At 58.7% G+C, this 18594-nt stretch carries 16 protein-coding genes; 14 read left to right on the top strand and 2 right to left on the bottom strand.

All coding sequences use genetic code 11. From position 1 onward, the window contains the following. Window positions 1-15: 15 nt before the first annotated feature. The gene (locus LIO64_RS11760; protein ID WP_290549641.1) at window positions 16-1629 is read right to left on the bottom strand and encodes a putative Na+/H+ antiporter; all 1614 of its coding nucleotides are present in this window, start codon (window positions 1627-1629) and stop codon (window positions 16-18) included. 226 nt (window positions 1630-1855) lie between these two features. Between LIO64_RS11760 and LIO64_RS11755 the strand changes: the two genes are divergently transcribed. Then, a complete protein-coding gene (locus LIO64_RS11755) occupies window positions 1856-3286 on the top strand; it encodes a polysaccharide deacetylase family protein (protein WP_290549640.1) in 1431 nt (476 codons plus the stop codon). A gap of 170 nt (window positions 3287-3456) precedes the next feature. Here LIO64_RS11755 and LIO64_RS11750 read toward each other — a convergent pair whose 3' ends face one another. Continuing rightward, a complete protein-coding gene (locus LIO64_RS11750) occupies window positions 3457-3726 on the bottom strand; it encodes a hypothetical protein (protein ID WP_290549639.1) in 270 nt (89 codons plus the stop codon). Between the two features lie 313 nt (window positions 3727-4039). On the opposite strand from LIO64_RS11750, the gene nuoD reads away from it, so the two are divergent. The 13 genes from nuoD (at window position 4040) to LIO64_RS11685 (ending at window position 18336) form a co-directional block, all read left to right on the top strand. Continuing rightward, complete coding sequence (gene nuoD, locus LIO64_RS11745; protein WP_290549638.1) at window positions 4040-5284, top strand: NADH dehydrogenase (quinone) subunit D; 1245 nt, start codon at window positions 4040-4042, stop codon at window positions 5282-5284. A 49-nt stretch (window positions 5285-5333) separates the two neighbouring features. Continuing rightward, window positions 5334-5915: an NAD(P)H-dependent oxidoreductase subunit E gene (locus LIO64_RS11740; RefSeq protein WP_290549637.1), complete on the top strand. Its 582-nt coding sequence runs from the start codon at window positions 5334-5336 to the stop codon at window positions 5913-5915. A gap of 33 nt (window positions 5916-5948) precedes the next feature. After that, entirely contained in the window at window positions 5949-7349 is a 1401-nt protein-coding gene (gene nuoF / locus LIO64_RS11735; protein WP_290549636.1) for an NADH-quinone oxidoreductase subunit NuoF, read from the top strand. 51 nt (window positions 7350-7400) lie between these two features. Continuing rightward, window positions 7401-9137 (top strand): molybdopterin-dependent oxidoreductase, encoded by a 1737-nt coding sequence (locus LIO64_RS11730; protein WP_290549635.1) that lies wholly within the window; start codon window positions 7401-7403, stop codon window positions 9135-9137. A gap of 35 nt (window positions 9138-9172) precedes the next feature. Further along, window positions 9173-10441, top strand: a complete 1269-nt coding sequence (locus LIO64_RS11725) for a complex I subunit 1 family protein (RefSeq protein ID WP_290549634.1) — start codon at window positions 9173-9175, stop codon at window positions 10439-10441. 32 nt (window positions 10442-10473) lie between these two features. Beyond that, entirely contained in the window at window positions 10474-11037 is a 564-nt protein-coding gene (locus tag LIO64_RS11720) for an NADH-quinone oxidoreductase subunit I (RefSeq protein ID WP_290549633.1), read from the top strand. A 36-nt stretch (window positions 11038-11073) separates the two neighbouring features. Next, entirely contained in the window at window positions 11074-11859 is a 786-nt protein-coding gene (locus LIO64_RS11715) for an NADH-quinone oxidoreductase subunit J (RefSeq protein ID WP_290549632.1), read from the top strand. 26 nt (window positions 11860-11885) lie between these two features. After that, on the top strand, window positions 11886-12203 hold the full coding sequence (nuoK, locus tag LIO64_RS11710) for an NADH-quinone oxidoreductase subunit NuoK (protein WP_343230504.1): 318 nt from the start codon (window positions 11886-11888) through the stop codon (window positions 12201-12203). 22 nt (window positions 12204-12225) lie between these two features. Further along, window positions 12226-14058 (top strand): NADH-quinone oxidoreductase subunit L, encoded by a 1833-nt coding sequence (gene nuoL / locus LIO64_RS11705; RefSeq protein ID WP_290549631.1) that lies wholly within the window; start codon window positions 12226-12228, stop codon window positions 14056-14058. Window positions 14059-14078: 20 nt separating this feature from the next. Then, window positions 14079-15503: a proton-conducting transporter membrane subunit gene (locus LIO64_RS11700; RefSeq protein ID WP_290549630.1), complete on the top strand. Its 1425-nt coding sequence runs from the start codon at window positions 14079-14081 to the stop codon at window positions 15501-15503. A 45-nt stretch (window positions 15504-15548) separates the two neighbouring features. Continuing rightward, a complete protein-coding gene (locus LIO64_RS11695; RefSeq protein ID WP_290549629.1) occupies window positions 15549-16931 on the top strand; it encodes an NADH-quinone oxidoreductase subunit N in 1383 nt (460 codons plus the stop codon). 362 nt (window positions 16932-17293) lie between these two features. Next, the gene (locus LIO64_RS11690) at window positions 17294-18181 is read left to right on the top strand and encodes a DUF3472 domain-containing protein (protein ID WP_290549628.1); all 888 of its coding nucleotides are present in this window, start codon (window positions 17294-17296) and stop codon (window positions 18179-18181) included. Window positions 18182-18183: 2 nt separating this feature from the next. Next, the gene (locus tag LIO64_RS11685) at window positions 18184-18336 is read left to right on the top strand and encodes a hypothetical protein (protein WP_290549627.1); all 153 of its coding nucleotides are present in this window, start codon (window positions 18184-18186) and stop codon (window positions 18334-18336) included. Window positions 18337-18594 lie beyond the last annotated feature (258 nt).

The following is an 18594-nucleotide window of genomic DNA, read 5'->3' as shown; positions in this document are numbered from 1 at the left end:
GTCCGTCTCCGGCCCTTAATGGCCGAAGCAGGTAAAGAAGATGAACACGACAGCGGTGGGAAAGGCCGCCCAGACAAACAGCCAGAGGGGATTGATGCCCTTGAAGTATTTGCCCAGAATGGCCTGCCCCGCCGGGTTGGGGGCGTTGGCGATCACCGTCAGGCCGCCGCCCGTCACGGCGCCGGCCACCACGGAATATTTGACGGCTTCCGGCAGGTTGGGAACCGTGGACGCCAGGAAGGTGACGGCGGCATTATCGTTGAATGCCGTCAGCAGCGTGGCGCCGATCATGGCATAATCCCCCAGCCGCATCAGCACCGGTTCCAGCCACCAGGCCTGAACGCCGCCCAGAATGACCAGGCCCGCCAGGAAGAAGCCCACCATCATGGGAACGCGCAGGGACATCTGGTTCTGGTACTGGGGGGTAGCCACCGTAAAGCCGATGAAGAAGAGGAAGCTGCCGATGAACATGACCGGTTCATGGGCAAACAGGACCGTCCAGGTCAGGAAGCAGACGTGCGCCAGAGTGACCCACACCGGTATCTTATCATTGCGGTCTTCCCATGACTGGGGGACGGCGTCGTCAAACTCGTTGAATTCGCGCTGCTGGGTAGCCAGACGGGCGAATTCCTTGCGAAAGAGGAAGAAGTAGGCCAGATTGGAGATGACGATGGCGGAAACGGCCTTCCAGCCGAAGTGCTCAATCATGTGCGCAAAACCCCAATCCCACTTTTCCGCTACCATCACTACGGGAGGAGCGGCAAAATGCGTCAGGGTGCCCCCAATGGAAATGTTCACAAAGAGCAGCCCCAGCGTTGCATACATCAGGGTCTTTTTCGGCTTGAGGTCGTAAAACTTCTTGCTCAGGATCAGGGCCCCGATCGTCATGGCGGCAGGCTCCGTGATCAGGGAACCCAGCAGGGGGGCCAGGCACATCACGGAGATCCACCACGCGCCGGGAGTGGCTTTCCCGAGCTTGGCGCCGCAGTTCACGACGGATTCCGCCAGCTTGAAGATAGGCCGGGAAGAGGCAATGATCATGATGATCATCACGAACATGGGCTCCGTGAAGGAACAGTCGTAATTCAAATAGGCTGAGAAGTCTTCAAAGGAATAATACTTCCAGCACACGAACATGAAGGGAATGATCCAGATGCCAAAAACGGCTTCCACTTCCCCCAGGAAATGGAAGATGGCGGAGGCGAAGGAGACCGGAAGACGCTCTTCCGGATGCATCACGCGGAAGTTGGTTTCCTTGAGTTTTTCCTTGTAGCGCAGGGCCAGCTTGTGGGAATAGCGCTCAAACCGCCCTGCCAGGAACGTATGAATGATGGCTCCCAGGAACACGAGCGTGACGGCCAGGTTGAAGCCTCCGGATTGCTCATTGCGTTCACTGAGCACCTGGGACAGGCTGGCGTCCGGAGGAGTGGGCTTGTACTGGTTCAGGGGAATGGGAAAATGACTGTATTGAGATTCCCCTCCCACTTCCGTGGCGGGATAGGCAGGTTCCGTCACGCGTACCGCAGCTTCACCAGCCGGCGCGCCCAAAAGAAAGGAGGTAGCAGCCACAGCAGTGAGCAGACCCGTCCGACGCGCCAGAACTTTGAAGAAATGACAAATACAGCTCATGTCTGCGGACAGACTAAACGCCTCCCCTTTTTTCCGCGAGCTGAAAATGAGTCTGCATACTTTTTAAAGGGAACGCATTCCATCCGGAAAAACCCGTACGGACCTGAAAAGGAGCGCACGCGGCAGGGGAAAGGCTGTCATGCCTGCCTTAGTTTAAGGTTGAACAGGAAACTTAAAAATAGTAGTTGCAGGTATGCGCTCCGCCCTAAGCTTCCTTTCCATTTTCATGATTGCAGCGGGTGCCGCATGCGCGGAACTTCCGCCGGACCTGCCCCCCGCCGCTCCTCTTCCCCTGGCTCCGGGACCTGTCACCGGAGGCACCATCAAGGGGGATCCCGCTGCCGGAATCGTTCCCGTCAAAGAATTGATCGAAGCCAACCGGGGGGAGGAAAACATTCCCATGGCGGAACCCATTCCCGGTGAAACGGGCGCCTCCGTCCCGTCTGCAGAGCCTATCCCGAATGCGGAGCCGATTCCCGGTGAAACGAACCTGCATGCCCCGGCGGCTCCTGCGGGAGCGGTCCCCGTCATTCCCCCCACGGCCTTTTCACCCGTTCCGGTACCCCAGCATGAAACCCGCGTAGCCATTCTGGGCTACCATGATTTCAGCCGCACCCTTCCCGCCACGGAAATGCGCATGAACACGGACGTCTTCCGCGCCCAGATGCAGGCGCTGAAAGCCAGCGGTGTGCCCGTCATCTCCATGAAGGAGTTCCTGGAATGGAAACTGGGAACCAGGCAGCTTCCAGCCAAATGCGTGATGATCACCATTGACGACGGCTGGAAGAGCGTCTACACGGACGCCTATCCCATCCTCAAGGAAACGGGATTTCCCTTTACCGTGTTCCCTTACACCAAATTCATTACGGGACGCGGTTCCGCCATGAGCCATGACCAGATTCAGGAAATGCTGAATAACGGAGCCACGCTGGGCAGCCATTCCGTCAGCCACCTGTACCCCAAATCCTGGCGCGCCGCCCAGCGGAAGGGAACGCAGGCGGTTCTGGACCTGGCGGAAGCGGAAATAAGCAATTCCCGCACCATCCTTCAGGAAAAATTCCCCGGTTCCACCGTGGAGGCCTATTGCTATCCGGGCGGATTCGTCCTGCCGGACATGATCACGAAGGCGGAGGAAGCCGGGTTCCAGGCGGCCTTCACGGTCATTCCCAAAAAAGTCACCAAGGATACGGACCGCTGGCGCATCCACCGCTACATGGTCTTCGGCAAGGATCCCAAGACATTCACCAGAGCCATGAATTTCAACCTTCCCAGCGCTCCGGAAACGCCGTCGGCCACCCCCGGCAACCATGGAAACAGCCTGAATTCCTATCCCGCCCCGGCGCAGCCCGTCTATCCGGCGGCCAATACCGTCGTGAAGAACCAGACGCCGGACATTTCCATCTCCCTGGCCAGGGAACCTTCCTTCGACCCCAAGCAGGTGGAAATGCGCGTCTCCGGCTTCGGCCTGGTGAACGCCCAGTACGATCCCAAGGAGAAAATCCTGAAATGGACTCCTTCCCGCCCTCTCCGCCTCAGTCCCGTAACCGTCCAGGTCCGGTGGAAAAACCTTTCCGCCAATCTTTGGCAGACGGCCACCTGGCAATTCGGCATCGCGGAGCAGGAAATGCACTTCATTCCCCAGAACGTCGTCAAATAATTCCGGAATCTCTTCACGACGACTCTTCCGCCGGCTAACAGGATAGGCGGCAAACCGGAAACCTTGACGAACGCGGCCGCTTTCCAGCACCCCGGAGGGAGAACTCCCTTTTCCATGGAGCAATCTTGGACGCCGAAGATAGCTCCTTCCCCATATTTTCTCCACATACCCTAATCCTGGGAACAAGGGCCTCCCGGCCCTTGTAAAAAGGTAGATTCTGACCTTTCAGCCTCCTCAGAAGCCGCAGAGACTTGTAGCATTCCATAACCGCCTCTCTTTCCAACGGGGCAGTCTTGAGACGCCACAGTATAAATCCTTCCCCATATTTTGCCCCCATATACCCTCTTCCCGGGAGCAAGGGCCTCCCTCTCCTTGCAAAAACATGAAGCAATAAAGAAAATCATCAATATCTCCTCCATTTTGCTACAGAAAAGTTTCATGACGGGAAATCCGCCGCCCTCTTTTCCCGGACACGGAGCCCCATGGACAGGGAAAATATATTCCCGCCCCCCATTTTTCCTGCCATTGCAGATAGCATGGGATTCCAAATGCGTTCCGCCTCCTATTCCTCCTCTCCCATGCAGGTATTTAATGTTAGAAGAATCTAACATTCATAAGTTGAGGAGACTTCCGCATCAACGTGGAAAGCTCCCCCGGAATGCCAAAAAAACTGACATTTGGCTTGCCCGCATGGTCTGAAGTGGCATAATCATTCGGCACCATTATCAGGTTCAGCCAGGCACGGACATCCACATGAAGACGAGCACTAAAACTTTCGCCATTGCAGATACAGCCGCTAACGCAGACTATCTCACCAATACATCCGAACCGCTCGGAGAAACGATGACCCTGAACGTGGGCCCCTCCCACCCTGCCACTCACGGCGTGCTGCGCCTGGTACTGGAACTTGATGGTGAAGAAATTATCAGCTGCGATCCTGTGGTGGGCCACCTGCACCGCGGCATGGAAAAAATCGGCGAGACCATCCAGTACAATCAGTTCGTCCCCTATACCGACCGCTTTGACTACCTGGCCCCCCTGTCCAACAACATCGCCTATGCCTGCGCGGTGGAAAAACTGCTGGGCTGGGAACTGCCGCCCCGCGGACAGGCCCTGCGCGTGCTGGCCCTGGAGCTTTCCCGCTTTTCCTCCCACATCCTGGGCGTGGGCGTGTACGGCATGGACGTAGGCGCCATGACCGTCTTCCTGTACTGCTATGAGGAACGTGAAAAAATCCATAATTTCTACGAACAGCTCACTGGAGCACGCTTCACTTCCTCCTACACCCGCATCGGCGGCCAGACGCGCGACGTGCCGAACGAAATGCTGAAGGAAGTGCTTGTCTTCTGTGATGAGGCGGGCAAGACCCTGGATGAAACGGAAGCCCTGCTGCTCAAGAACAAGATTTTCATCGACCGCCTCCAGGGCGTGGGCGTCATCAGCCGTGAAAAGGCGCTCTCCTGGGGTCTTACCGGCGCCAACCTGCGCGCCAGCGGCATCAAGCGCGACCTGCGCAAGACCAACCCCTACCTGGGTTACGAAAATTACGAATTCGACGTCCCCATCGGCGAATACGGCGACTGCTACGACCGCTTCACCGTGCGCATTGAAGAAATGCGCCAGTCCCTGCGCATCATCCGCCAAGTCATTGAAACGATGCCGGACGGCCCCATCAACATGGTGGATACCAAGGGTACGCTTCCGGAAAAGAAGAAGGTGATGACAGACATGGAATCCCTCATCCGCCAGTTCATGACCACAACCATGGGCGTGAACGCTCCCGCCGGTCAGGTTTACTTCGCCGCGGAAAACCCGAAGGGAGAGCTGGGCTTCTTCCTTGATTCCAAGGGCGGCGGCTTGCCCAACCGACTGCGCATGCGCTCCCCCTCCTTCTGCAACCTGTCCATCCTGCCGGAATTGCTGAAGGGACACTTGGTTTCTGACGTTCCGGCCATTCTCGGCTCCTTCGACTTCGTGATGGGCGAATGCGACCGCTAAACAACCGCCTTCCTCTTTCTTTCCAACACAAACACCAAATTTTCTCCCCATGTCCGATTACGCTGAAAACGCCATCGACGCGACTATCGCCCACCAGCCTAGCCCGGGCGAACGGTTTTACCCGGCTTTTGAAGTAACGCCGGAACTTGACGCCGCCGCAAACGAATACATCACGCACTATCCGGAAGGCAGGCAGCAGTCCGCCGTGCTTCCCATCCTGCATGAAATCCAGAAAAAATTCGGCTTTATCTGCGGAGACGCCATTGCCTGGGTGGGGGAAAAGCTGAACGTATCCGCCGCCCACGTGCTGGGCGTGGTCACGTTCTATCCCGGCCTGCGCCAGATGTGCCCTGGCAAGACCCACATCCGCGTGTGCCGCACCCTTTCCTGCGCCATGGCGGGAGCGGACAGCCTGTTTGACACCATCTGCTCGCGCCTGGGCATTGACAAGGGCGGCATTGACCACCACCATCCCATCGGCGTCAGCCCTGACGGCCTGTGGAGCGTGGAGGGAGTGGAATGCCTGGCCAACTGCGGCTTCGGCCCCAACATGATGGTCAATGACCTCCTGTATGAAAAAGTCACTCCGGAGTTGTTGGAGGAAGTGATCGCCAAGCACCAGAACGCCTAACCTTTTCCACCCCATCCGCACCAGATTTTCGCCATGAGCATCACCTATCTTCCCGGTAAAGAACCCCACCCCAGGGAAACGCGCCGCATCCTGAAAAACGTCAATCGCGAAGGCTGGAACACTTCCATTGACTGCTATCTGTCCGACGACGGCTATGAAGAACTGAAAAAGGCGCTCGGCATGGAGCCGAAGGCCATTATTGACGAGGTGAAAAAATCCGGCCTGCGGGGCCGCGGCGGGGCAGGTTTCCCCACCGGCGTGAAGTGGACCTTCATTCCGCCGAACAACACCAAGCCCGTTTACCTGATCTGCAATTGTGACGAATCCGAACCCGGCACCTTCAAGGACCGTTTCGTCGTCCATCAGGATCCCCACCAGCTTCTGGAAGGGATGATCATCTCCTGCTACGCAGTGGGCGCGCACCTGGCGTACATCTACATGCGCGAGGAATTCCCCCTTGCCGCGGAAACCATGCTCAAGGCCCTTCAGGAAGCCCGCGAACGCAACTTCCTGGGCAAAAACATCCTGGGGTCCGGCTATGATCTGGAAATCCACCTGCACCGCGGCGCCGGCGCCTACATCTGCGGTGAAGAAACCTCCCTGATCAACTCTCTGGAAGGCGTGCGCCCCTACCCGCGCATCAAGCCCCCCTATTTCCCGGCCGCCATCGGCCTGTACGGCTGTCCCACCATCGTGAACAACGTGGAATCCCTCTGCCAGGTGAAGCACGTCATCGCCATGGGAGGGGAAGCCTACAGCCAGGAAGGAGCCAAACGCTCCCCCGGCACCCGCATCATCGGAGTTTCCGGCGACGTGAAGCGCCCGGGGTTCTATGAAATCATTTCCGGGTCCATGACTTTTGGCGAACTGCTGTACGACGTCTGCGGAGGCCCCCGCGACGGCCGTGAGTTCAAGGCCGTCATTCCCGGCGGCTCCTCCTCTAAGGTGATGCGCACGGACGTGGAGTACAAGGTAAAGAATCCGGACGGATCCACGGGCAAAATCTCCTTCTTCGACATTCCACTGGACCTGGACAGCATTGCTCAGCACGGCTCCATGTCCGGCTCCGGTGCGGTCATCGTCATGGACGATTCCCGCTCCATGCCCTGGGCTATCAACAACATCAACCGCTTTTACGCCCATGAATCCTGCGGCCAGTGCACTCCCTGCCGGGAAGGCTGCCCGTGGATGATGAAGCTCAGCACCCGCATCCTGGAGGGCAAGGCCGCCCCGTCCGACGTGGATCTGCTGATTGAAGTGGCCAACCAGATTGAAGGGAAGACGGTCTGCGCCTTCGGTGAAGCCGCCTCCTGGCCCACCCAGGCCATGGTCTCCAAGTTCAAGGAGGAATTCCTGGCCCTGACGGATCCCTTTAACGCCTGCCTGCCCCACACCAGGGAAGGCAGGGAACAGACCCGCTACCTCACCCGCTAACAGCAGAACGCAACACCAGTTTTCAATTCCATTTCCCTCCCATCCGTCATCATGAGTGAAGAAGCTTCCAAACTCCCCAAAGACATTGCCGCCGCGGAAGGCAAGGTGAACGTCCAAATCAACGGAACGTGGCACCAGTTCCCCCGCGGAACGCGGATTGCAGACGCCTGCCGTTCCGTGGGCGTGCCCATTCCGTGCTTCTGCTACCACCCCAAGCTGGCCGTCGTCGGCTCCTGCCGCATGTGCCTGGTGGAACAGGGGATGCCGCCCAGGCTGGCGCCGGGCCAGACGCCCTCCTATGATGAACGCGGTTACCAGAACATCCAGTGGATGCCCCGCCCCATTATCTCCTGCGCGAATACGGTGGCGGAAAACATGGGTATCCGCACGGACAGCCCGCTGTCCAGTGAAGCGCGTCGCGGCGTGCTGGAATTCCTGCTGACCAGCCACCCGCTGGACTGCCCCATCTGTGACCAGGCCGGGGAATGCAAGCTCCAGGAATACTCCAATGACTACGGACAGGTGGAAGGCCGCTATGAGGAAGGCAAGACCAAGAAGGGCAAGAACCTGAGCATCGGCCCGCGCGTGAACCTGGACCAGGAACGCTGCGTGCTCTGCGGCCGCTGCGTGCGCTTCATGCGCGACATCATGCACGACGAAGTGCTGACGATGTCCCAGCGCGGCACCTTCAACGCCATCACGGTCTACCCGGGCCGGGAGCTGGACAGCAATTATTCCCTGAACACCGTGGACCTGTGCCCGGTGGGCGCGCTCACCTCCAAGGACTTCCGCTTCAAGATGCGCGTGTGGTTCCTGAAGGAAACCAAAACCATTGACGTGGATTGCGGCACGGGCACCAACATTACCCTCTGGACGCGTGAAGACAAGGTGTACCGCATCACTCCGCGCCAGAACGACGCCGTGAACTCCTGCTGGATGCCGGACTCCCACCGACTGAATTACAAATACATCAACGCGGAAACGCGCATCCCCCAGCCCGTCATCCGTACGGACGCAGGCGCTCCCCACCGCCCATCCACCTGGGAACCCGCCCTGGCCTCCCTCACGGAAGCCGTCAAACGCATCTCCCCGGGCCAGATCGCCATCATCGCCTCCGGGCGCATGACCAATGAAGAACTTTACATGGTCCGCCATCTGGCCGCCCAAATCGGCACGGACCAGGTGGACATCGTCCCCCGCACGGGTGAAAGCGACGGCATGCTGATCGCCGCGGACCGCAACCCGAACACGAACGGGGCCAGACTGGTGCTGGGCATTGAACCCGGCTCTAAGCTGGCCGCCATCCGCGACGGCGTGCGCAACGGCTCCATCAAGGGCATTCTCACGCTGGGAGAAGACCTCACCGCCCCGGAAGCAGGCTTCACGGCGGAAGACCTGGACAAGCTGGACTACCTCTTCATGACCGCCCACAGCGCGAATGAAACGGCGCGCCACGCGGACCTCGTCCTTCCGGGCGTTACCTACGCTGAAAAATTCGGCACCATGATCAACGTCACGGGCCGCATCCAGCGCCTGAACCGGGCCATCCAGCCCGTGGGCTACGCTAGGGACGACTGGCAGATTCTCCGGGACCTCACCCTTTCCCTGGGGGGCAATCCGGCACTGAAGGACTTTAACTCCGCCCTGGACGTCCTCACCGTCATGAGCACGGAATACGACGCTCTCCACGGCGTTACCTGGGGCTCCATCGGAGACGGGGGCCAGCCCATTCTGGAAACCGGCGTCACCATTCCCGTGGTGGAACGTGAAAAAAACCAGGGCCGCTAATCACACTTCACACGCACACAACCTGTTAATCCGCCATGATTGATTCGATTCTAACCTTTTGCGACGAGGTGCTCAGCAACCCTATCTGGTTCTACATCATCACCCTGCTGATCAAGATCGTCATCTGCTTCGCCATCACCATTCTGTTCATTCCGATCTGCGTGTACATTGAACGGCGGGTGGCCGCCTGGATCCAGGACCGCGTGGGTCCCAACCGCGCCGGCATCCCCCTGAGCATCTTCCGCCGCTTCGGCATGAAGTCCGACCTGCCTTTTAAAAAGACGCTGGACTACTTCGGCCTTCCCCACGACGGCAAAATCGCCGGCCTGTGCCGCTTCTTCCGCCTGGACCGGGACATTCCGATCTTCGGCCTGGTGCAGCCCATGGTGGACGGCGGCAAGCTGTTCCTGAAACAGGACTTCACCCCTCCCTTCGTCCGCCGCGCGTACTTCTGGATCGCTCCCATCCTGGTGCTGGCCCCGCCGCTGATGACGGCGGCCGTCGTCCCCTTCGCCGGAGACCTTCACACTTCCTACGGAAACGTGAACATGGCTGTGGCCAACCTCAGCGTAGGCCCCCTGTGGATGTTCGCCATCTCTTCCCTCTCCGTATACGGCCTGGTGCTGGCGGGCTGGTCCTCCAACTCCAAGTTCCCCTTCCTGGGCGGCGTGCGTTCCTCCGCCCAGATGATCTCCTATGAAATCAGCATGGGCCTGTCCATCATCCCCGTGCTGATGATTTACAGCACGCTGGACCTGTCCAACATCGTGGAATACCAGGCGGCCAACGGCTGGCTTCTGCTCCCCGTGTGGGGGGAAGGCCTGAGCTGGCAGCGCTGGATTCTGCTGATTCCCATCGCCATCAGCTTCATTATCTTCCTGACGTCCATCTTCGCGGAAGCCAACCGCACGCCCTTTGACATGTCCGAATGTGAAACGGATCTGGTGGGCGGTTACCACACGGAATACTCCTCCATGAAATTCGCCCAGTTCTTCATGGGTGAATACGCCGCCATGGTGGTGGGCTCCTCCCTCGTGATTACCCTGTTCCTGGGCGGCTGGTCCATCGGCTTCGGCCTGGACGGCTGGCTGAACGAACATGTGGCCAACTGGGTGGCGGTCATCTGCCAGCTCATTGCGTACGTGCTCAAGCTCCTCTTCTTCGCCTTCTTCTTCGTCTGGGTACGCTGGACGCTGCCCCGCTTCCGTTACGACCAGGTGATGAAGCTCGGCTGGATGGTCTTCTTTGAACTGGCCGTCATCAACATCTTCATCACGGCCGCCATCCTGTACTTCGTCAAGTAATCAACCTTCTTCATCCCGACAACATCACTATTATGGCCTTCAAAACGATCAAGCGCCCGAAGATTTCCCTCGGAGAGCGGTTCTACTTGCAATCCATCCTGGGCGGTCTCTGGATCACTATCAAGCACCTCGTCCTGGCCCTGCTGGGCAAATCCCGCAACAAGAAGGAAATGGCCGGCTCCGGCATCGGCGTCACGATGCAGTACCCGGAATTCCGCTGGGACAAGCACCTGCCGGAATACTACCGCGGCTATCCCGTGCTGGTGAAGGGGGAAGACGGACGCGAACGCTGCGTCTCCTGCCAGCTCTGTGAATTCATCTGCCCGGCCCGCGCCATCACCATCACCCCAGGTGCCATCAAGGAAGGCCCCTGGGAAAAGGTGGAAAAAGCGCCCAAGGAATTCCAGATAGACATGCTCCGCTGCATCTACTGCGGCATGTGCGCGGAAGCCTGTCCGGAACAGGCCATCTTCATGAGCCAGGACTACCTGCTCACCCCCACGGACAAATCCCAGGCCATCCACAACAAGGCCAGGCTCTACGAACTGGGCGGCACCCGCAAGGGGCTGATCAACAAATGGAACCAGTACAAATAACCAAGCCCGAACACCTCACTCAATTTCCTGTACGTTATGAACATTTTTGCCAGTGACATACTCTTTTACGTTTTCGGGGCCCTGGCCGTGATCCTGTCCCTGATGGTCGTCTTCATGCGCAATCCCGTCTCCTCCGCCATGATGATGGCCCTCTCCTTCGGAGCCACGGCCGCCGTCATGATCGGCCTGGGGGCCCACTTCCTCGGTATCCTTCAAATTCTGGTGTACGCCGGAGCCATCATGGTTCTCTTCGCGTTCATCATCATGCTGCTGAACGTGAAACGGGAAAACTCCCCCTTCCGGCGGCCCGTTTCCGTCGCCATCGGCGTCATCATCGCCGGACTCTTCCTCGGCCAGCTCATCGGCATCATCTACTCCCTGCCCGGCGCGAAGGAAACGCACCGCTGCCCGATGGCCAGCGCGGAACAGGCGTGGAATGACTTGAAAATCGGACAGAATGAACCTTGTAAAGACACCGTGCATTCATGCGCCGTGTCAAACTGCGACAATAGAGGACTTATGACATCAAGTCGCAGAACATCAAGTTATAATATAACAAAGGAGATGCTAGATGAATTGCTTGCGTCTTCTTTGAGTCCTGCCGTCAAACTTCCTCCCATTTCCCCCCAATGTTCCGCACACCTCTATCCGGAAGGCACCACCATCCGCGCGGAAATCGACAACGGGGAATTCCCGGACACCGCCCTGCTGGGACGCACCCTGTTTGACAAGTACAACCGGAGCCTGGTAATCGCCGGGCTGGTCCTGCTGGTGGCCTCCATCGGCGTCGTGGTGCTGAGCCGCCGCCCCTCCGGCAAATAACCAGAACCCTTACCACAGCCATCATCATGATACCTCTTACGCATTACCTGATCCTCTCCGGCGTCCTGTTTGCCATCGGTCTGATGGGAGTGATTGTCCGGCGTGACATCATCGTCATCTTCATGTGCCTGGAAATGATGCTCAGCGCAGCCAACCTCTCGCTGGTGGCGTTTTCTCGTGCCCAGGGCTCCATGGGACTGCCGAACTATGACGGGCAGGCCCTGTCCATCTTCATCCTGACCATCGCCGCGGCGGAAGTAGCCATCGGGCTGGCCCTCATCGTCTCCCTGTACCGGGCCAGGCGCACAGTCAGCACGCAGGATCTCAATACGCTGAAAGACTAAGAGCAATACACACTCCACGAACATGTTTAACATTGATATTCAATACACCTGGCTTCTGCTCTTCCTGCCGCTGGTCGTAGCCGCTTTCGACTGGTTCCTTCTGACCCGGCGGCCGAACATCGCGGCCCTCACTTCCACGTTCTCCTGCCTGGCGACCTTCCTCCTTTCCCTGGGGCTGCTGGACCAGACAGGCTCGGACTCCTTCTCCTGGCTGCCCATTTCCGACGTCTTTTCCGTTGACCTGGGCTTTGTGCTGGACCCGCTGTCCACGCGCATGATGCTGGTGGTCACGGGCATCGGCCTGCTGGTCCACATCTTCTCCCTGAGCTACATGGCGGATGACAAGGCGAAAACGCGCTACTTTGCGTGCCTGAGCCTCTTCATGTTCTCCATGACGGGCATCGTGCTGGCGAACAACATCGCCATGACCTTCATCTTCTGGGAACTGGTGGGCCTTTCCTCCTACCTGCTCATCGGCCACTGGTACACCAGGGACGCCGCCGCAAACGCTGCCAAAAAGGCATTCATCTGCAACCGCGTGGGGGACTTCGGCTTCCTGATCGGCATCCTGACCCTCTGGGCGCTGACCAATACCCTGGACTTCAGCCTGATGGCCATTCCCGCGGGCCTCAGTGAAACCATGCTGAACATCATGGTGCTCTGCCTCTTCTGCGGGGCGGTGGGCAAATCCGCCCAATTCCCGCTGCACGTCTGGCTGCCTGACGCCATGGAAGGCCCAACCCCGGTATCCGCCCTGATCCATGCGGCTACCATGGTGGCCGCCGGGGTGTACATGATGGTGCGCGTCCAGTACTCCATCGGCGTGGAAGCCTTCCCCGCCCTGGCCTGCAACGTCATTGCCGTCATCGGCGCCATCACGGCCATCATCGCCGCCTTCATGGCCACCCAGCAGAATGACATCAAACGCGTTCTGGCCTATTCCACCCTCTCCCAGCTGGGCTACATGGTTATGGCCCTGGGGCTGCTGGCCGGGGAAGCGGCCATGTTCCACCTCTTCACCCACGCCTGGTTCAAGGCCCTGCTCTTCCTGGGCGCCGGCGCCATCATCTTCGCCTGCCACCATGAACAGGACATCTGGAAAATGGGCGGCATCATGAAGCGCATGAAGCTGACCTCCCTCACCTTCATCATCGGCACCATGGCGCTCATCGCCATTCCGTTCACGTCCGGCTTCTTCTCCAAGGAAGCCATCCTGGAGGCGGCCCTGCACCACAATCCGGTCTTCTTCTGGATTGGCGCAGGCGTGGCCCTGCTGACCACCTTCTACATGATGCGCGTGATCTTCGTGGTCTTCTTCGGGAAGGAACGCAGCCACAGCGCGGAACACGCCAGGGAAGTGGGCGGCTTCATGCTGGTTCCCCTGCTGATCCTGGCCGTGCTGGCCCTCATCTCCGGCTACGGCTTCATCGCTGACAAGCTGGTGCCTTTCAACGGATTCGTCTCCGAAAGCTTCCACATGGGCATGCCTTTCTACGTCTCCCTGGGAGCGCTCATCCTCGGCATCCTGCTGGCCGCCGTCTTTTATGCGGGGTCCCCGGCTTCCGACAAGCTTTCCGGCAATGCCGTTTCCCGTGCGCTGGCTAACCGTCTCTACATCGACTGGTTCTATGACAAGGTGCTGGTCAGGGGCGTCCAGGGCTCCGTGGCCGCTATCATTGACTTCATGGACCAGTTCATTATTTCCGGCCTGATCGTAGGCGGCCTGGCGCGGCTCACCGCCGCCGTTGGCTCCCTGCTGCGCCGCCTGCAGTCCGGCAGCATGGCCGCCTATACGGCCCTGTTCGGCATCGGCCTGCTTCTGGTCATCTACTTCACCGTCTTCTATTCCTGCTAACCACCAACCAATCACACACCATGCTTATCTGGCTTGTTCTCATTCCTCTGATTGCCACGGCCCTCATCGGTCTGTGCAAGGCGCCCGCACGCCCGACAGCCCTGCTCAGTGCCACGCTGACGCTGGCCCTCGGCATCTGGGCCCTGGTTAGCTTTGACGACTGTTCCTCCTGCTGGTCCCGCTTCCAGGGGATGGACCTCCAGCTGACGCTGGCCCCCGCCCTGGCTAAAGTGATGCTCCTGCTGACCATCCTGGTGACCTTCGCCACGGTGCTGGGCACCAACCCGCCCAAGGGAGGGGAAGCGTCCTGGTACAACTCCGCTCTGCTGATTTCCGCGGGAGCCACCGGCGCCTTCCTGTCCGACAACATCATTTCCTTCTTCGCCTTCCATGAACTGGCGCTGATCCCCACCTTCGTGATGATCGGCCTGTACGGACGCGGAGACCGCCGCACCACGGCCTGGCGTGCTACGCTTTACCTGGGGCTCGCCTCCATGGTGCTGCTGGCCGCCCTGCTGATGATCGGCGCGCAGGCGGGATTCACCTTCTCCGGGCTGAAAGACTTCATGGCAGGCGGCCAGCAGCTCGCCCATGCGGAACTGATCGGAGCCCTGCTGATCGCCGGCTTCGGCACGCTGATCTCCCTGTTCCCGTTCCATTCCTGGGCTGCCCCCGCTTACGCGTCCGCTCCGGCTCCGGTGGCGATGATGCATGCAGGCGTCCTCAAGAAATTCGGCCTGTACGGCCTCTTCATGTTCCAGCCACTGATGGAAACGGGCTTCCTGCCCTGGACAAACATCCTCCTCGTTCTGCTCGTCTGCAACGTCCTCTGGGTGGGCTATGTGACCGTGAACCAGAAAAGGCTGGACCTGCTTCTGGGCAACTCCTCCGTGATGCACATGGGATATATCTTCCTGGCCTTCGCCGCGCTGGTAGTCTCCGGTTCTGCGGAAGCCAATCCCTGGGCGCTGAAAGGCGCGGCCCTGCTGATGCTGGCCCACGGCCTGACGATTGCCCTGCTCTTCCTGCTCTGCGGACAGATTGAAAAGCAGACCGGCACGCTGGAAATCAACTCCCTGGGCGGCTTGAGCACCAGGCTGCCGCGCATGGCCTTCGTCTTCGGCCTGGCGGGCATGGCCTCCATCGGCCTTCCCGGCCTCGCCAACTTCCCCGGGGAATTCATGGTCTTCTTCTCCGGATTCGCGGGCTTTGACAACGGCTTCGGTCCCGTCCAGATCGCCACGATTCTGTGCCTCTGGGGCCTGGTTATCGGCGCGGTATACATGCTGAGGGCCTACCGCAACATCTTCCAGGGGGACCTGTCCAGGGCCGCCGCCTACGCTACGGAACTGCTGCCTGCCGAACGGGCCGCCAACTACTTCCTGACGATCACCCTCGCGGTCTTCGGCTTCTTCCCCACGCTGGTGCTCCAGTTCTTCTCCTGATCCCTTCCGAATACAATCCAAGTTTAACCTGATCTTCTTTTACCCATGCAAGCGTATATTCCGGAATTCATCCTGGCCGGCCTGGCAATGCTCCTGCTTCTGGCCGAGACCTTCTGCAAAAAGACGCCCAAATTCGTCTTCGGGCTGATTGGCGCGGCGGGGGCCCTGGCGATGCTCCCCTTCTACATGGAGGGACTCTATGACAACGTCTACATCATTCTGGCGCTTATCGCCACGGCAGTGACCCTGTTGCTGTCCGTGGACTTCCGGGCCGTCATTAACTTCTCTTCCAACGACTCCAAGTCCCAGGACGGCACGGGGGAATTCTACATCCTGCCCCTGCTGGCCTGCGTGGGCATCACCTCCCTGTGCAAGGCCTCCAACCTGGTGGAACTGTTCGTCTCCCTGGAAGTGCTCACGCTGAGTTCCTTCATCATGGTGGGCTATTTCCGCCGGAACCTCGGTTCCACGGAAGCGGGCATCAAGTACCTGATTCTGGGAGCCGTCAGCACGGGCTTCCTCGTCTTCGGCCTGGCGTGGTACTTCGGCGTCACGGGCACCTTCATCTATGACGAAGCCATCGTCAGCCACGCCCTGGCCGGACAGACGGCCCCTGCCATGTACCTGGCCCTCGCCATGCTGCTGCTCGGCACGGCGTTCAAGATCGGCGCGGTTCCCATGCAGCTGTGGATTCCGGACGTGTACCAGGGAGCGCCCACTCCGGTGACGGCCTTCCTTTCCGTGGCCTCCAAGGTGGCCGGCTTTGCCCTGCTCAGCATCATCCTGGCTCCCTTCGCCACGCTGCCCCCCGTTGAATTCGTCATAGCCCTGATGGCGGCCGCTACGCTGCTGGTGGGCAACCTGGGCGCCATTCCGCAGACCAACCTGAAACGCATGATGGGGTACTCCTCCATCGCGCAGGCCGGGTTCATCCTTCCCCTTTTCATCGGCACCGTGGACGGCCGGCTGGCCCCGAACGCCCCGTTTTACCTGGCCGTGTACCTGGTCATGACTTTTGGCGCCTTCTTCGCCCTCGCCATGATCCGCATCCAGCGCGGCAGTGAGGAAATCTCTGCCTTCCGAGGCCTGGGCAAAACCAATCCCCGGCTCGCTCTTGCCGTCACCATCATGTTCGCCTCCCTGGCGGGCGTGCCGCTGACGGCCGGTTTCTTCGCCAAAATGATCTCCTTCGTGCACGTCATTAACACGGGCCGGTACCTGGGCTGGATGTTGCCCATCATGATTATCTGTGCGGCCTCCGGCTTCTACTACTACTTCAAGGTCATCCGTTCCATGTACTGGGACAAGCCCGGAGAAGACGCAGAACCCGTGCAGGTGCCCGTCATTTCGGGAATCATGCTGGCCGCCTTCTCCATCTTCATCGTACTGGGAGGCCTGATGCCCCTTTTCCTGTCCCCCATCCGGTAAAAGAACATTCTTTCCACTCATTATCCGGAAGGCCGTTCCCGCATTCGTGCGGAACGGCCTTCTTCCTGCCGGAGTATTGCAAACCCTTGCGACAGGAGAAACAAATAGAGCGAAAGCGAATAAATGGAATATCGTATCATGCCGTCCTTTCGGAGGCGGAATTCCAGTAGCCACAAAAGCTTGCAACTCTCCTTCATCCCTATTCCGTTTTTTCGGATTGTCCTGCTGAAAAAAATCTGAAAAAATGATTCTCTTATGCTAGATTGCACCCGAACCAACCGTAATTAGTCCGTACTAATCATATGCCGGGCTCCCTTCCATGAGATGAGTCGCGGCTCACTCTTAAACGATCCCCCAAAACCATGCGTTTTTTTTCCGCAACAGCCCTCATCTGCGCAACTCTGTTTTCCGCCACAACGTTCCTGCACGCCCAGGATCCGGAACTTCTGGCCAAGCGCCAGTGCCGTTCCGTCCACGTCATGCAGCAGGGCCATCCCGCCCAGGCAAGCGCCCTGTACAATGAAGTGAAAGCCAAGACGTCTGTCCCCGGCACCTACTTTTGCGCCATGAACTTTGACGACGGCTACATCGGCTTCCAGGAACAATCCAACGGCAAAAAGGTCATTATTTTTTCCATCTGGGACCCGGTGGCCCACGGCGACAACCCTAACAGCGTGCCGGAAGAGGAACGTACCAAGCTGGTGGAGCTGGGCAAAAACGCACGCTCCGGCCGCTTTGGCGGAGAAGGAACGGGCGGCCAAAGCTTCGTGGACTATCCCTGGACCGTCGGGGAAAAGATGCGCTTCCTCGTCTGCGTCAAAAAGATGGGGAAATTCAAGGAAATCAGCGGCTTTTACTTCAACAACAAAGACAAATCCTGGGATCTCATTTCCAAATGGAAAACGCATTCCTCGGAAAAGGAACTCTCCTTCTCCGTCGGATTCGTGGAAGACTTCATGCGCAATTTTGAATCCGCCAAAAAAGCCCGCGGCGCCTTCTTCGGCCCCAGCTTCGCGTACAAGGAAGGCAAATGGTTCCCCAACACCAGCGTTACGTTCACGGGAGACCCCACTCCGTCCACCAACGTCATGGCGGAGATCCAGCCCAACGGTTCCGTTCTGCTCCAAACGGGCGGTGAAACAAAAATGACGGATTTCAAATTGTTCCAGAACCGTCCCCTGCCGCAGGATGCCCATCCTGTCCAGCCTGATGAAGCCGTCACCAGGCTCGTTCAGAAGAACATCAAATAATCATGTCCCTTACCGGCTGGCTCACCATGATCGTTTCCATCGGCGGCGTATTAACCGCTGCCGTATGGGCGTATTACAAAGTGCTCTCCACTCCCAAGGAGACGGAGCACCTGCTCAGCCCCACCCCTCCCCTTCCGGAAGATCCGGAAGAATAAGAGGGGCTTATTTGGTGCGGACCTGTGTGGTTCTCCAGGTGAATTTATATCTCCGGGCGTTGCGGCGTAATCTGGAGAAATTTCTTTTATCCGGCCTCTTCCTAAGAAAAACGAAGTGTTTTTCCCGGTTCGGTTAATACGTATTCCTCTTGAGGGAAATCCAGTTGCAACGGAAATAGCAGCCTTTTTAAACCACATGCTGCCATCATTCCGGATAATAACTGGAAAATTTTATATATACAACGGATTAGGAATCCG

This window comes from Akkermansia sp. (genome assembly GCF_020860705.1).
Lineage (GTDB): Bacteria > Verrucomicrobiota > Verrucomicrobiia > Verrucomicrobiales > Akkermansiaceae > Akkermansia.
Note: the sequence above shows the minus strand (reverse complement) of the source record. Positions and strands in the feature narration are given on the sequence as shown.